Source organism: Photobacterium piscicola, assembly GCF_900166965.1.
Lineage (GTDB): Bacteria > Pseudomonadota > Gammaproteobacteria > Enterobacterales > Vibrionaceae > Photobacterium > Photobacterium piscicola.
In genome coordinates, this window is record NZ_FUZI01000002.1 from 1 (window position 1) to 15419 (window position 15419).

The following is a 15419-nucleotide window of genomic DNA, read 5'->3' on the forward strand; positions in this document are numbered from 1 at the left end:
ACCAACTTACACTCAACAATCTCGCTCAATCTAACTCTCCTACATCTACTTCACTTCTACACTAGTATCAATACACTACCCTTCCTGCTCTTCCTGCTCTTCATGCTCTTCCTGCTCTTCCTGCTCTTCCTGCTCTTCCTGCTCTTCCTGCTCTTCCTGCTCTTCCTGCTCTTCCTGCTCTTCCTGCTCTTCCTGCTCTTCCTGCTCTTCCTGCTCTTCCTGCTCTCGCATTATTAACAAAAAAAACGGATGCCAATGACTTTATCAGTCGGCATCCGTTTAATTTTATACTTTTAACTTATGAGATTAGCTTATGATTATGCTGCGGTTACTGCCGCTGGTGTATCTTCACCACGCATAACACGTGTTAGCTTAGGCGCAATAATCATAGTGAACAGAGCAATACCCGCAGTAGAGTAACCAATAATACCAAACACATGGCTATATAACATTAGTGTTTGATGCGGTTCAATAACGTTTGCAGGCGCTGCAGTTAGCGTCGCAACCCAACCAGCAACAACCGCAGCAGTTGCTGATGTTAGGAACCACATACCCATTGCAAAGCCCATCATACGTTGTGGTACAAGTTGAGCTACCATTGCTAAACCAAGACCAGATACGAATAACTCACCGATAGATTGGAATCCATAAGAAACAATAAGCCAGTTTGAATCAACAATACCATCGCTATTGGCAAAATGCGCACCAAGTACTAACACTAAGAATGACAAGCTACATAGCACCATGCCCAATGCAAATTTAAATGGCATAGAGAAACGATCGCCATATTTATTGTAAATCATCGCAAGTACTGGGCTGGCAATCATGATCCATAATGGATTAAGTGCTTGAAACTGTTCAGGCGCAACACTGATACCAAATAAGTCATGAGAAATATTATGGATAGCAAAAAAGTTCAGTGATGTCGGCATTTGGAAATAAAGAACAAAGAACACTACACCTTGTAGCATTAATATAAAGGCAACGAACATTTTTGCACGTTCAATACCTGATGTTGAGAATAGCTCTTTAAAGTACAAACCAACAATTGTACAACCAACAACAATTAAAATAGCATGTGCATAAAATAGGTGCTGTAATAATACTGAGCTAACAAAACTTAATACAATAGTACCGATAACAACGCCAAGGTAATATGTTTTGTTAACAGGCTTCATATCCGGCTTAGAACCGATAGTTTTAACAATATGACCACTAATAAAGAAGTTAATAAGAGTAATAACCAGGCCTGCAGCACTCACACCAAAAGCAAAGTCATAACCAAATCTCTCTGCGATCCATGGTGATAATAGCATTGAGAAAAACGAACCTAGGTTGATAGCCATATAGTACATTGTAAATGCACCATCCAGGCGGGGATCGTCTTTACCATAAACTTTTGCTAGTAAACTTGAAGGGTTTGCCTTAAATAAGCCATTACCCATGGTAATAAAGCCCATTGCTATATAGATAAGATCTGAACCACCATAACCACTGGTTGCAGATAAACCTAATAAAGCATAACCAACAACAAGCACCATCGCGCCTAATCTGATGGTTCTTTTTGTTCCGAGAACTTTATCCCCTACCCAGCCACCGATAGCAACAGAGCCATAAACTAATGCAGAAAAGGCACCAAATAAAGTAAAAGAAGCAGTTTCTGACATGCCAAGAATTTTAACCATATAAACAGTTAAAATTGCTTGCATACCGTAGAAACCAAAACGTTCCCAGAATTCAATTGAAAATATCAAATAGAACGGTTTTGGTTGTTTAAATACGTTCCCGTCAGACATATGCTGTTTCCTTGAAAGGTTTCAGGTAAAACTAATCTAAACACGTATATTTCTTAGTGTTATTTCGCCCCAATGTGAAATAACAAGAATAATGACGCTATACCGTTTTATTAGTAATGAATATAAAATAAAAAGCAGCTACAGATTATAGTTATGCATTTTCTTACATTAAGACTGAAATAAAACAATAAATAAAGACACCGAAAATGGAATATTAAATACCACCAATATGTTATTTTTATTAATTTCTTTGTAAACATACAATTACAGCATTAAAACATCGTTCGAATATTAATTTAATATATTATCATTTATTTAAATACAATTATTACAAATAACAATGATTATCATTTCCATTTAAGGTAATAGAAATAGACTCTTTTATAATCTTTTTTATCTCTTCCTATACTATTATTTAAAAACGAGAATATAGGTCATATTGTTAGATTAATTGCGTTACTTATTTTTACTCTTATTAAGTTTTACTCAATATAAATATTCAATATGAAGAATAAGGTAAGTATTATGCGAACTACATTATCACGGCGTCGTTTTATGCAATTTACTGCAAGTGGTATTATTGGATTAACCATGGGGAATAAATTTCTTATACGCCCAGCATATGCGGCGGATCTTCCTCATCTAGAAGAAAGTAACCCACAAGCTGTCGCACTAAAATATGTAAATCAATCGACGGTCAAGAACCAGCAATGCAAAAACTGCTTATTAATTCGCAATGGTATCAATAATAATCACTGGCAGCCTTGTGCTCTATTCCCAGGTAAAGCAGTCAATATCAATGGTTGGTGTTCAGCTTATGCACCCAAACCCGCATAAGTATTATTTCCCGTTATCATTTAAAAATGCCTGCGTCATAGCGCAGGCATTTTTATATTATTACCGTTATTCGTTTAGCGGTAACAACGCTCACCCCAACGCGCTAATCCCGCCGTTACAGAACCAAAGTAGCTCCCGCTTACGATAGGAATATTCGGTAACTGTTGCTCTATGCATTGGCGTAAAATAGGTGAACGTGCAGTACCACCGGTCATGAAGATAGCATCAGGCTTAATTTGACTTTGAGCCATCGCTTCAATGACAAGCTCTCGCATTTTCTCTTTCGGTGTTTCAATTGCTTCTGCTAACTGCTGTGCTGAAATATCCACATGAAATAAATCTTGCATCAATGCCATATTCACCGTGTGGTGAGCTTGGCTCGATAGTGCAATTTTCGCCTCTTCTGCATGGCGAATAATCTGATAACCAAGTGTCTCATGATACACATGAATCAATCGTGACAATAATTGTGGATCAGCTGCATCGTGACGCAACTTTTCTAGCGCACGTAAATTAGCATCACCGTAAAATTCAGTCTGTGCTGCAACATTATTAATCGCAATCGGGTTCCAAAACTGATTAAACGGCATATCAATACCACGTACCGTTTTGCTGCCTAAACCAAATTGAGGCATAAGTTGTTTAAACGCTAAATGGATATCAAGATCATTACCACCAATACGTTGACCACTATGCGCCAATAAACTTGAACTACGATCGGTTAAATGACGAAAACTAGGTCCCATCTGAATTAATGAGCAGTCAGTTGTACCACCACCGATATCAACCACCAGCACAGTTTTATCTGCGGTTAAGGTTGATTCATACTCAAGCCCAGCAGCAACAGGTTCAAATTGAAAGCACACATTTTTAAAGCCAGCTCGTTTTGCAGCCTGAGATAAAATCCCTTCTGCTTGTTGGTTAGCATTTTCGCCACCAATCCCTTGAAAGTTTACCGGACGTCCAATAACGGTACTGGTGATATCTTGTTGTAAACTTTGCTCGGCCGTACGTTTAATGTTGACCATCATTGCGCAAACAAGATCTTCAAAAAAACTAATTTGACCATCACGTAAGCCATTGGCACCCAAAAATGATTTTGGTGATTTTACATAATAGACTTCTTCGGGATCATCAAGATAAAGATCAAGTGCAGCCTGTCCAAACTGTACATCGCCAGCAACAACCTCAATATCTTCTTCTCGATTAAAAGCCATTGCGCGACGTAAAACTTGCTCACCAACACTGTTTGATGGTGAAACCCCCATAAAGCGATACAGATATTCAGACACAGCTTCTCGTGTCGGTGCACATAAGGTCGACGGAATATATTGATTATTGTTCTCTAACGGTAAAAGTTTAGGCTTACTATCTTCCATCACTGCAACCGAACAATTCGCGGTTCCATAATCAAATCCAATGTACATCGATTAACACTCACATGCGGCAAAAAAGCCGCTAATAATAGCTGATTATAAGGCGCAACACACGGAGATATTCACGCTTAATATTAGATAACCTCTCGGCACCTATAAACGTTTAACATTCGTACACAAATCAATTAAGTGGCACATTTTTTATGAGTTTTTATCATTTTATCGATGCATTTATCATAAATTATCGACATAATGGAATAATTCTTATTTATAAAAGTACCGAAACATGAAACGTATTTATCAAGCTTTTTTTGTTCTACTCTTTACTGTTTTTGCATTATCTGGCTGTTCTGATTCAAAAACACCACAAGAAGGTGATCAGTACTCAGTGATCCCAACACCTATGCCTGAAATGAAGGGCATCACCGAAATTTTTTCTCTTTCTTGCGGTCATTGCCGTAAAATGGAAAGCATTCTTCCAGAAATCAAAAAATTAACGAATAGCAATATTAAGCAAGTTCACGTTATTTTTAATGAAAGCGCTCAAAAAGCCGCCTTCATCTTCTATGCCGCAATGGTACAAACAGATAACAACCCAAGCCACGCATTAGTTGAGCAATTATTTGCGTTTGTGCAAGACTCACCAAAAGACATGACAGCAGATCAACGTAAAGCTGCTATTGATAAGATCTTCCATGATAACAAACTAAAAAGCCCTTATGAGTTAACAGAAGCTCAACAAAAAGAAGTCTTTAAGATGTTCCAACAGTCAGAAGATATTGTCCGTAATGCAGCGCTAGAGTCAGTACCTGCCTTCCTAATCAATGGCAAATATCTTGTAAATACCAGTGCTCATAAGAACCTACAAGATTTAGCAAACACCATTGATTATCTAAAGAACAAACAATAATCATTTAAATATTGTGTTATAAATACCTGCCATTGGCAGGTATTTTTTTATTCAAAAACAGAAGAATAACGAATAAAAACAGTGTGAAGTCATAAACCACTTACCCTAAGATTAATAATCTCGCCATCAATATTTTTTAAATATCACTCCATCATTCTATTTGCAGTTAATTCTTCATACCCCACCCCATTTTCATAAAAAAGCTATAACATTCACCCTTAATTTGTCGTACAAATATAGGTGCTTATTATAATAGGTATAAATGGATTTTTAACATTAACAAGGAGGTGCTTGTTATGAGTGATATTGCTTTATCTATCAGTATATTATCACTGGTAGCCGTACTCGGTTTATGGATGGGAAACTGGCGCATTAAAGGCGTTGGTCTAGGTATTGGTGGCGTATTATTTGGCGGAATTATTGTCGGACATTATACCGAAACAATGGGCATCACTTTAAATGCACATACTTTACATTTTATTCAAGAATTTGGTTTGATTTTATTTGTCTACACTATTGGTATTCAAGTTGGACCTGGCTTTTTTGCATCTTTACGTAGTTCTGGTTTAAAACTCAATGGTTTTGCAGCACTGGTCGTATTATTAGGTTGTGTCGTCGCAATCATGCTTTATATTGTTTTTGATGTACCACTCCCCATTTTATTGGGTATCTATTCTGGCGCTGTCACAAATACGCCAGCATTAGGTGCAGGACAACAAATTCTATCAGAGCTTGGTGTTTCTACTGATTTATTAGATATAACCGGTATGGGCTATGCCGTCGCTTATCCTTTTGGTATTTGTGGCATCCTCATCACAATGTGGCTATTACGATTAATATTTAAAGTTAATATTGATAAAGAAGCAATGGTTTACAACTCTAACAGTGGTGACAAAAAAGAAGGCTTACAAACGCTCAACGTTGCCGTTCGCAATCCTAATTTAAATGGCCTTACCTTTGTTCAAATTCCAGCGATCACCGAAGGCGCTATTATTTGTTCACGCTTAAAACGAGGTAATCAACTGTCGATACCTAAAGAATCAACCACGATTGAACTCAACGATGTATTACATTTAGTGGGTACAAAAGTGGCTCTTGAGAAAGCACGATTAGTGATTGGTGATATTGTTGATATCTCCCTTTCAACAAAAGGTACTGATTTACAAGTTGAACGTTTAGTGGTCACGAATGAAATTGTATTAGGCAAAAAAATTCGTGAATTGGAATTAAAAGAAAAATATGATGTGGTGATTTCTCGGCTTAACCGAGCCGGTGTTGAATTGGTGCCTAATAGCCAAACATCACTCCAATTTGGTGATATTCTTAACCTTGTTGGTAGTAAAGATGCTATTGCTGCCGTAAGCGGCATGGTGGGTAATGCCGAACAAAAACTCCAACACGTACAAATGCTACCTATCTTTATTGGTATCGGCTTAGGTATCTTATTAGGTTCAATTCCTTTGTATCTGCCAGGGTTTCCTGCCGCACTCAAGCTTGGTCTTGCCGGTGGTCCTTTAATTGTTGCCTTAATACTGGCTCGTATTGGTAGCATTGGTAAACTTTATTGGTTTATGCCACCTAGCGCTAACTTAGCATTACGTGAAATAGGGATTGTCTTATTCTTGGCTGTAGTGGGATTAAAATCAGGCAGTGGTTTCATTGACACTTTGGTCAATGGAGATGGTTTTAGTTGGATGGCTTATGGTGCCTTAATCACTTTCATTCCTTTAATCATTACAGGCTGTATTGCGCGTATATTTGGTGAACTTAACTACCTTTCTATGTGTGGCATGTTAGCCGGATCAATGACAGATCCACCAGCACTAGCATTTGCAAATGGACTGCATCCTAGTAATGGTGCTGCGGCACTTTCTTATGCTACCGTTTATCCACTCGTTATGTGTTTACGTATTTTATCACCGCAAATACTGGCTATCCTACTCTGGATTGGATAACAAAAAAACAGCCATTATCGTTAGTATTCAGACGATAATGGCTGTTACTTATTCCAGAAAAAATCACATCATTAAATAACTTCAGTTAATCAATAAACACCAGACATGGCCTTCCATTATGATCTATTTTATCAATACTGGTTTTAAACACTGCTTGTAAACTCTCAACAGTCATAACCTGCTCAACACTACCAAACGCAACACATCGTCCCTGATCTAGCAACATCACATTATCCGCTTCACGTAAGGTTCGATTGAGATCATGATTCACCATAACAACCGTAATACCCTGCTGTGACATTTTTCGAACTAATTGATACATCGCCGCTTCTTGACCAATATCTAAAGCGGCAGCTGGTTCATCAAGCAATAACAGCGTTGCTTGGGGGTTAATCGTTGGCCAAACTTGTAAACATGCAGCGGCAAGTCGTACTCGTTGCCATTCACCACCAGATAATTGTTGAATATTGCGTGATAACTTATCTTGAATATCTAGACGCTGACATATTTCATCTAATGCCAGTTGCAATTGCGTCATGTCAACATTCTGCAAAGCAGAAACCGCCAAAGATAAATATTGAAATACAGGAATAGAAAAACTGGGTTTATCTTGTTGTGATAAATAACTGCGAACATGTGCTAACGATGGCAAATCATAATCCGCCAAATCAATATTCAGTAATTTAATACGACCACTATAATCAAATAATCCTGATAAAATAGAGAGTACTGTACTCTTACCACTACCATTAGGCCCTATAACATGCGTGATTTGCCCAGAATAAAGAGTTAATGACAACGGTAACAACCGTGGCACAAAAGCGATATTTTGAGCAGTTAAAACGATAGTCATTAATGTCGAGCTCGCGTCATTATCCAATTTTGTTGCCATAATTTAATCCAACTGCGAACGCATCAGCATCCAAATAAACACGGGTGCGCCTAGTGACGTTGTCACCACTCCAATAGGTAAATCTGCGTCAGCTAATAATACTCGTGATAAGGTGTCAGCTAATACTAATAATATGCCGCCACAAATAGCAGAAAGAGGCAGTAAATACCGATTTTCAGTACCAAACTGTAACCGTAATAAGTGCGGGACAACTAAACCAACAAACCCAATCACCCCAGCAAGTGCCACCGAACAGCCCACCAATAACGAGATCATCAAAATCAATAACCATCGAATACGTCTAACATCGACGCCTAATTGCCGCGCAGTCACATCACCCAGCATCATCACATCCAATGATTTACCTTGCATACAAAGCACGATCAATACTGGCACAATCACAAATAAGAGTGACAATTGCTCCCAACTCACACCACCGACACTGCCCATCAACCAATACATCAATTGGCGCATACTTAAATCATCACTGAAATAAAACGCCCATGTCACCACTGCCCCTGATAAAATACCAAGCGCAACGCCAATTAATAATAAGCGCGCCATTGAGATTTTTTGGCGACGTGAAAAGCCAACGAGAATAAGAGTAAACAATAACGCGCCAGCCATCGCTGCCATCATGGTAATAAAAGGCGTTGGTGTAATAGCGGTCACAAAAAGTAATAGCACTACGGCCAGACTGGCACCACCCGAAATACCTAACACACCAGGTTCTGCTAATGGATTACCTAATAATACTTGTAATACCGCCCCTGAACTTGCCAATGCCGCACCAACAATTAAGGCGGCTAATACGCGTGGTATTCGTAATTGTAATAATAATTGTTGCTCAAGTGCGCCATTCGGAGCCCACGGTAAAATCCAGACTTCACCAACAGCAACAGCAAACACACAAATAACCACTAACAGCAGCGACGACACAATCAAACAGGTACGCCATCGTCGTTGCTGTCGGGATAATAATTCATTTAACAACATCAATACTTATTACGCTCAAAAAATAAGGCTAAATACCATACATAGCCGATATTATAATGTAAATAAATAGAGGAAAAAGAGAAGCATTAAAGGTAGTTATAAATATGATGTGTTAGCTATAGCACAAACTCGCACTTGCTCATCAAAGATCAAATTCGCTTTCTTAACCATCAATACAGCTCGCTGTCCAAGGATCACATGTTGGTTAGGAAAAACAACCGCCTCACCACCAGTAGCTGCGCTATAAGTTTGATCGCCTTCAATTGCAAAATCATCGCCTTCTGCAAAAAAAGTAAAATTAGCGACATCATCGTTAAAGGTAAAAAAGAAATCATCGTGACGCTTAATAATAGTGCGACTGACTTGATACACCGCAACTTCACTGGTCCAAATAATAGGTAAAGCCGCACCAGTAATTAACTGCAGCATCGCATCTTTAAATGGTGCTAATAACGTAAAATCATTATGCCCAATCTTACCCACTCGTCCAAGTTCTACTGTAAGTGCTTGTGCACCATGATATTCAGCACTGTACCAAGCAAAAGTCGGTGACGGTGTATTAGACAACAATACCGCATCAAGTTTTGCATGGTGAATAAAACTAAACAATTTATTACTGCGCGTCTGTTTATCCGTATAAGGGCTAATAGCAAAGGTGTCGTGTTGTGAGGGGCGAATAGCACAATGCAAGTCAAGATGCCATCGTTCTGGCCTTATGGCAATAGAAGCACCATAGAAGCTGTTGATGGCTAATTGCAGCGCATTAGCAATGCAGCATTCATTATTTCGTTCAGGATTTCTTACTTGGAACAAACGATTCATATTTTCAGTCATGAAACGTTGCTGATAATTAACAGCCTCAGGATGAGCAATAATTAATAATAATCGGTGCATGGGTTGAATATGGCCAAGTAAGATACTAGAGGCAACTTGCTGAATAAGTTCTATTGGTGATGTCTCATCACCGTGGATACCAGAAGACAACACAATATCTTTTGCATCACTCGATAGCTCCCTTGGCGTGATCTGTAATACGCCACGGTACAACAATTGACAATGCAACCCAGAATCTAATGTCCATTCTTCTGCTATAAATGGTTGCGAGAAATCACACGTCGCATCAAGGAATCGCCCTCGTTTGATCTGCTCAATTAATGTCATTTCACTACCTCCATGTTCATTATGTTAAACAATCCTTCGTCTTATCTTTGCTCTCTCTTTCATCCTTATAATAACCACCACTACTATTCTAATTATTCAATGTCCCTTTCTCTCAATATAGCCCTCCCATCAACACAATCGCAAAAATAAGATAATAAAAAACCCAAGCAAAAATACATTTACTTGGGTTTCGGTTCGGATCAGCAAACTTGTGAAAGATTTATTTATTAACTTCTAAACTTTCGACACGTGCCTTCAGCTTCTGACCAGGACGGAATGTAACGACACGGCGTGCTGAGATAGGAATATCTTCCCCTGTTTTAGGGTTTCTTCCAGGTCTCTCATTTTTGTCACGCAAATCAAAATTACCAAAACCAGATAATTTAACTTGCTCACCATTTTCTAGAGCCTTCCTAACTTCTTCAAAGAAGACTTCCACCGTATCCTTGGCGTCCCGTTTGCTTAATCCAACATTTTCAAACAGGTTCTCAGCCAAATCGGCTTTTGTGAGCGCCATAGATAACTCCCTCAAGACTATGTTGAATAGATAGTGTCCATACCTACAATATAAAAAGTATGCCACTGTGAATAAGGTATATGTTAATTAGAGATGTAATTTTAAACATTCAAAACTACGGGACTATATTATCCCTCTCACTATTAACTAGACTCAGTCTAAGCCAACTCGCTGATTTTCGCCAACTTTTTTACGTTAACTTCATGTCAAATAACGCCATTTTAGTTGCTAAATTTTACTATAACAATGCATCTAGTTGATCTTGTTTTTATACTCAACAGTGCTAAATCACTAAAAAACTAAAGATATATAGTTAAAAACTCTAATTCATAACGCTCAAATAGAAAATATAACTATTTATCAAACTGTTATTATTTTTTAGATCTAGATCAAAAAAAAGCAGCCCCTAAAGGCTGCTTTTCGAAAACAAAGACTTAAATTTAATTATGATGTTTTTTTAATCACGAAGTGATGCATCAAATTTTTCAGCCAATGCATTAACAATACTTTCTACTGCTGCTGCAATATCAGCTTCTTCTAATGTACGTTCAGTTGATTGCAACGTTAACGCAATTGCAAGACTCTTCTGACCGTCATCAACACCTTTGCCAGTGTAAACGTCAAACAGATTAACTGCTCTTAATAACTCGCCACCGTTATCACGACATGCTGCAATAATATCATTTGCAGCTACATCATTATTAACAACAACAGCAATATCACGACGGTTAGCAGGGAACTTAGACAGTGCTACTGCTTCTGGTAAGTCACGCTTATTAATAGCATCCCACTCAACTTCAAACGCAATAGTACGGCCATTAAGACCAAACTTACGCTCAAGCTCAGGATGAACAGTACCAATAAAGCCAACTTCACGCTCAGTTTCAAGACCGGCATCAACAACAATTGCTGCTGTTTGGCCAGGGTGAAGTGCTGGGTGTTTAGCGGCTTTAAAGCTATAGCTATCTTTTGCTGTTAGCTCAAGAACGGCTTCTAAATCACCTTTAAGATCAAAGAAATCAACAGTGTTAGTTTCAATGTCCCAATGTTCATCACTACGTGTACCAGCAATAACACCTGCAAGCATCATATCTTGACGCATACCGTTTTCAGCATTTTGCTCAGGTACAAAACGTAAACCAGCTTCAAATAAACGCACACGTGGCTGTTGACGCTTTTGGTTGAATACTACTGTATTTAGTAGGCCAGTCCATAAGCTCAAACGCATTGCTGACATATCCGCAGAAATTGGGAATGGCAGAATCAATGGTTCAATTTCAGGCACGATAAGTTTTTGTTGCTCAGGCTCTACAAAGCTGTAAGTAATAGCTTCTTGGAAACCACGGCCAACAAGCAAATCACGTACACGTTTAAGCGGTAAATTCGCTTCTTTATGTAAGTTCATGCTAAGTGCAGCAACAGGCGATTGATTAGGGATATTGTTGTAGCCGAAAATACGACCCACTTCTTCCACTAAATCTTCTTCAATTGCCATGTCAAAACGCCATGCAGGTGCCGTTGCTTTCCAGCCAGCATCTGTTGTTTCAACATCACAGCCAAGACGCGTTAGGATTTCTACTACTTCTTCAGAAGCAATTGAATGGCCTAATAGACGATCTAATTTAGAACGACGTAGTTCAATTGTTGCAGCTTTAGGTAAATCAGCTTCTGATTCAGCTTCAACGATTGGTGCTACTTCACCACCACAAATTTCAACAAGAAGTGCAGTTGCGCGCTCCATTGCTTTCATTTGTAGTGTTGCATCAACACCACGCTCAAAGCGGTGAGAAGAATCAGTATGTAGACCGTAGCTACGAGCACGGCCACGGATCGCATCAGGTGCAAAGAATGCACACTCAAGTAGTACGTCTTTAGTCTCAGCATTAACGCCAGAGAATTGACCACCGAAAATACCCGCAATCGCTAGTGCTTGCTTGTTATCAGCAATCACTAGTGTATTGTCGTTTAATTCCGCTTCGTTGCCGTCAAGAAGAGTCAGCTTTTCGCCCTGCTCTGCCATACGAACCACAATACCACCATCAATCTTAGCAAGATCGAAAGCGTGCATTGGCTGACCCATTTCAAGCAATACGTAGTTAGTGATATCTACGATTGCATCAATTGAGCGAGTACCACAGCGACGTAGTTTTTCTTGCATCCATAATGGTGTTTCAGCTTGCGCATTAACATTACGAACAATACGGCCAAGGTAACGTGGACATGCAACAGGTGCTTTAACTTCGATTGAAATCGTATCAGCCGCTGTTGGTGCGATAATATCAAACTGAGGCTCAGTCACTTCAGCGCGGTTCAATACGCCAACTTCACGAGCAAGACCAGCAATGCTTAGACAGTCAGCACGGTTAGCCGTTAGGTCTACATCGATAGTAACATCGTCAAGACCTAGGAACTCACGGAAATCAGTACCAAGAACAGCGTCTGCTGCTAATTCCATGATGCCATCTGATTCAATATCAATACCAAGTTCTGTGAAAGAACAAAGCATACCGTGAGAAGGTTGACCACGTAGTTTTGCCTTCTTGATTTTGAAATCACCAGGCAGAACAGCACCAACAGTTGCAACTGCAACCTTGATACCTTGACGACAGTTAGATGCGCCACAAACGATATCTAGCAACTCTTCAGCGCCAATATCAACTTTTGTTACGCGTAGTTTGTCAGCGTCTGGGTGTGGAGCACACTCAACAACCTGACCTACTTTAACGCCAGTGAATTCACCAGCAACTGCTTCAATACCGTCAACTTCCAAACCAGCCATTGTGATTTGGTGAGCTAGTTCTTCGCTGTTTACTGCAGGACTAACCCACTCGCGTAGCCAAGATTCAGAGAATTTCATAGTTTTCTAGCCCCTAGTGCTTACTTGAACTGTTTAAGGAAACGTAAATCGTTCTCAAAGAACGCACGTAAATCGTTAACACCGTAACGAAGCATAGTTAGACGCTCAACGCCCATACCAAATGCAAAGCCTGAATACTTCTCAGGATCGATGTTAACTGAACGTAAAACATTAGGGTGTACCATGCCACAGCCTAGTACTTCTAACCATTTACCGTTCTTACCTTTTACATCAACTTCAGCTGAAGGCTCAGTAAATGGGAAGAATGAAGGACGGAAACGCACTTCAACTTCTTCTTCAAAGAAATTGCAAAGGAAATCGTGAAGAATACCTTTAAGTTGCGCAAAGTTTACGTTCTCATCAACTAACATACCTTCCACTTGGTGGAACATTGGTGTGTGAGTTTGATCGTAGTCATTACGGTAAACACGACCTGGTGCGATGAAACGGAATGGTGGTTTACCCGCTTCCATCGTACGGATCTGAACACCAGAAGTATGCGTACGTAGCATTAGATCTGGGTTAAAGAAGAACGTATCGTGATCAGTACGTGCAGGGTGATCTTCTGCAATGTTTAGTGCATCGAAGTTGTGGAAAGCATCTTCAATTTCAGGACCCGCTTCAGTTGTAAAACCAAGCTCACCAAAGAAACTTTCAATACGTTCAATGGTACGTGTCACTGGGTGAAGACCACCATTTTCAATACGGCGACCAGGTAAAGAAACATCAACAGTCTCAGCGGCAAGCTTTGCTTCAAGCTCTGCACGCTGTAGACCATCTTTACGCTCAACAAGTAATGTTTGTACTACTTGTTTCGCTTTATTAATTTCTTGACCAGCAGTGCGACGCTCTTCTGGTGGTAATTTACCTAGGGCTTGTAGTTGAAGAGTTAAATGACCCTTCTTGCCTAAGAATTGAACTCGAACTTCGTCCAGAGCGACTGATGAATCAGCCTGCTCAATAGCTGCCGTTGCGTTGGCAATAATCTCGTCTAGATGTTGCATCGTATCCTCATCCACCCACAGGTGGCGTCCTTAAGGGAGATATAAAATCGCATAACGATACATACTAAAGAAAGCAGCGTCTAAATCCAAATTGAATCGTAATAAAACAGTAAGTTTGGACGAAAAAAAAACGTCTTTGCCCATTAAAATATGAAATTGTACTTTTTAAGCACACTGAAAATAATTTGGATTGACTATAAAACAGATTTCGCACACCTATATTCCATTTTTCTCTCTTTCTAAAACAAGCCAAAAAAAGTAAATTTCAGCTATATTTAATTTGGAATAATTAGCATGAACACCCAATCTTTTTCAGCCTTAATTAAAATGAGCACTTTTGCATCCTTACTCTGCTTTGGGCTGGTGATCCTCGGTAATTATGGCATGTTCTCAAGTATGCCAATTGAAATGAAAGATAACCTAAGTAATCAAACACACATCGATTTCATTCATATAATCTACTATGTAGGGTTTAATTTCATGTTTGTTGGTTTTCTTGCTTATTTGTTAGTTGGCCTTAAACATTCAAAACAACAAATGAAAGCTTATTTAGCTCAACACCAATAAACATCCACATTCAATACTCCCTTTTCTAAGCCATAACAAACCACGTTATTATTAAATATAAAAATATGGTTTGTTATGCGACCCAACTCACCTACATTTCAGATATTTTTTATCAATTTTGTTTTAAAATTACTCTTTTCAGTGTAAGTTATGATCAAAATCAATGTTAGGACTTCATAATGAATACTCAAGATCTTGCCGCTCTATCTAAAATCTCAACTATCGCAGCGATTCTTTGTACTGCCCTATTACTGCTTGGTAATTATGGCTTAGCATCAGCAATGCCGATTGCGCCAGAAGACGGCTTTAATTTTATTAATCTTGTGTTCTTTATGGGTTTCAATACGTTATTTGTTACTTTCCTAGCGTTCTTACTGAAAACGCTAGCAACAGCAAACAAAAAGCGTAATCAACGTTATGCGCGTGCATAACCGCTAACCACTCGATTCTATTTTAAAAGCCAGTCATTCTGCTATATAAATGACTGGCTTTTTTATGTCTTGTATTTCTGCATACGCAAAATATGAGTTTCAATATGGTTATAAAACACC

General features: G+C 39.0%; 14 protein-coding genes. 5 read left to right on the top strand and 9 right to left on the bottom strand.

Annotated elements, in window-relative coordinates:
- Positions 1-75: 75 nt before the first annotated feature.
- Positions 76-231, bottom strand: coding sequence for a hypothetical protein (locus CZ809_RS21155; protein WP_159447938.1), 156 nt, complete (start codon positions 229-231; stop codon positions 76-78).
- 86 nt (positions 232-317) lie between these two features.
- The gene (gene dtpA, locus CZ809_RS06235) at positions 318-1796 is read right to left on the bottom strand and encodes a dipeptide/tripeptide permease DtpA (protein ID WP_080156581.1); all 1479 of its coding nucleotides are present in this window, start codon (positions 1794-1796) and stop codon (positions 318-320) included.
- A 525-nt stretch (positions 1797-2321) separates the two neighbouring features.
- Between dtpA and CZ809_RS06240 the strand changes: the two genes are divergently transcribed.
- A complete protein-coding gene (locus CZ809_RS06240; RefSeq protein WP_080156582.1) occupies positions 2322-2633 on the top strand; it encodes a high-potential iron-sulfur protein in 312 nt (103 codons plus the stop codon).
- Between the two features lie 74 nt (positions 2634-2707).
- On the opposite strand, the gene yegD is transcribed toward CZ809_RS06240, so the two are convergent.
- Positions 2708-4060 (bottom strand): molecular chaperone, encoded by a 1353-nt coding sequence (gene yegD, locus CZ809_RS06245; protein ID WP_080156583.1) that lies wholly within the window; start codon positions 4058-4060, stop codon positions 2708-2710.
- A 235-nt stretch (positions 4061-4295) separates the two neighbouring features.
- Here yegD and CZ809_RS06250 point away from each other — a divergent pair, with 235 nt between their 5' ends.
- Both CZ809_RS06250 and CZ809_RS06255 read left to right on the top strand, forming a co-directional pair.
- A complete protein-coding gene (locus CZ809_RS06250; RefSeq protein WP_080156584.1) occupies positions 4296-4919 on the top strand; it encodes a thiol:disulfide interchange protein DsbA/DsbL in 624 nt (207 codons plus the stop codon).
- 296 nt (positions 4920-5215) lie between these two features.
- Positions 5216-6874, top strand: coding sequence for a putative transporter (locus CZ809_RS06255; RefSeq protein ID WP_080156585.1), 1659 nt, complete (start codon positions 5216-5218; stop codon positions 6872-6874).
- An 85-nt stretch (positions 6875-6959) separates the two neighbouring features.
- On the opposite strand, the gene btuD is transcribed toward CZ809_RS06255, so the two are convergent.
- The 6 genes from btuD to pheS all read right to left on the bottom strand — a co-directional run bounded on the left by btuD (position 6960) and on the right by pheS (position 14301).
- Positions 6960-7721, bottom strand: coding sequence for a vitamin B12 ABC transporter ATP-binding protein BtuD (gene btuD / locus CZ809_RS06260; protein WP_080157167.1), 762 nt, complete (start codon positions 7719-7721; stop codon positions 6960-6962).
- Positions 7722-7769: 48 nt separating this feature from the next.
- Complete coding sequence (gene btuC / locus CZ809_RS06265) at positions 7770-8762, bottom strand: vitamin B12 ABC transporter permease BtuC (protein WP_080156586.1); 993 nt, start codon at positions 8760-8762, stop codon at positions 7770-7772.
- A 96-nt stretch (positions 8763-8858) separates the two neighbouring features.
- Positions 8859-9923 carry a succinylglutamate desuccinylase gene (locus CZ809_RS06270; protein ID WP_080156587.1) on the bottom strand — a complete coding sequence of 355 codons (1065 nt, stop codon included), beginning with the start codon at positions 9921-9923 and terminating at the stop codon, positions 8859-8861.
- Positions 9924-10143: 220 nt separating this feature from the next.
- Positions 10144-10440, bottom strand: a complete 297-nt coding sequence (gene ihfA, locus CZ809_RS06275) for an integration host factor subunit alpha (RefSeq protein WP_036795089.1) — start codon at positions 10438-10440, stop codon at positions 10144-10146.
- A 457-nt stretch (positions 10441-10897) separates the two neighbouring features.
- The gene (gene pheT, locus CZ809_RS06280; RefSeq protein WP_080156588.1) at positions 10898-13297 is read right to left on the bottom strand and encodes a phenylalanine--tRNA ligase subunit beta; all 2400 of its coding nucleotides are present in this window, start codon (positions 13295-13297) and stop codon (positions 10898-10900) included.
- Between the two features lie 20 nt (positions 13298-13317).
- Positions 13318-14301: a phenylalanine--tRNA ligase subunit alpha gene (pheS, locus tag CZ809_RS06285; RefSeq protein ID WP_080156589.1), complete on the bottom strand. Its 984-nt coding sequence runs from the start codon at positions 14299-14301 to the stop codon at positions 13318-13320.
- 294 nt (positions 14302-14595) lie between these two features.
- Here pheS and CZ809_RS06290 point away from each other — a divergent pair, with 294 nt between their 5' ends.
- Together CZ809_RS06290 and CZ809_RS06295 are read left to right on the top strand one after the other, a co-directional pair.
- Positions 14596-14868 carry a hypothetical protein gene (locus CZ809_RS06290; RefSeq protein ID WP_080156590.1) on the top strand — a complete coding sequence of 91 codons (273 nt, stop codon included), beginning with the start codon at positions 14596-14598 and terminating at the stop codon, positions 14866-14868.
- Positions 14869-15047: 179 nt separating this feature from the next.
- Positions 15048-15299, top strand: coding sequence for a phenylalanyl-tRNA synthetase subunit alpha (locus CZ809_RS06295; protein ID WP_080156591.1), 252 nt, complete (start codon positions 15048-15050; stop codon positions 15297-15299).
- The last annotated feature ends 120 nt before the right edge of the window (positions 15300-15419 follow it).

Coding starts and splice junctions, on each gene's coding strand:
- CZ809_RS21155 (WP_159447938.1), bottom strand. CDS start 231: ATGCGAGAGCAGGAAGAGCAGGAAGAGCAGGAAGAGCAGGAAGAGCAG.
- dtpA (WP_080156581.1), bottom strand. CDS start 1,796: ATGTCTGACGGGAACGTATTTAAACAACCAAAACCGTTCTATTTGATA.
- CZ809_RS06240 (WP_080156582.1), top strand. CDS start 2,322: ATGCGAACTACATTATCACGGCGTCGTTTTATGCAATTTACTGCAAGT.
- yegD (WP_080156583.1), bottom strand. CDS start 4,060: ATGTACATTGGATTTGATTATGGAACCGCGAATTGTTCGGTTGCAGTG.
- CZ809_RS06250 (WP_080156584.1), top strand. CDS start 4,296: ATGAAACGTATTTATCAAGCTTTTTTTGTTCTACTCTTTACTGTTTTT.
- CZ809_RS06255 (WP_080156585.1), top strand. CDS start 5,216: ATGAGTGATATTGCTTTATCTATCAGTATATTATCACTGGTAGCCGTA.
- btuC (WP_080156586.1), bottom strand. CDS start 8,762: ATGTTGTTAAATGAATTATTATCCCGACAGCAACGACGATGGCGTACC.
- CZ809_RS06270 (WP_080156587.1), bottom strand. CDS start 9,923: ATGACATTAATTGAGCAGATCAAACGAGGGCGATTCCTTGATGCGACG.
- ihfA (WP_036795089.1), bottom strand. CDS start 10,440: ATGGCGCTCACAAAAGCCGATTTGGCTGAGAACCTGTTTGAAAATGTT.
- pheT (WP_080156588.1), bottom strand. CDS start 13,297: ATGAAATTCTCTGAATCTTGGCTACGCGAGTGGGTTAGTCCTGCAGTA.
- pheS (WP_080156589.1), bottom strand. CDS start 14,301: ATGCAACATCTAGACGAGATTATTGCCAACGCAACGGCAGCTATTGAG.
- CZ809_RS06290 (WP_080156590.1), top strand. CDS start 14,596: ATGAACACCCAATCTTTTTCAGCCTTAATTAAAATGAGCACTTTTGCA.
- CZ809_RS06295 (WP_080156591.1), top strand. CDS start 15,048: ATGAATACTCAAGATCTTGCCGCTCTATCTAAAATCTCAACTATCGCA.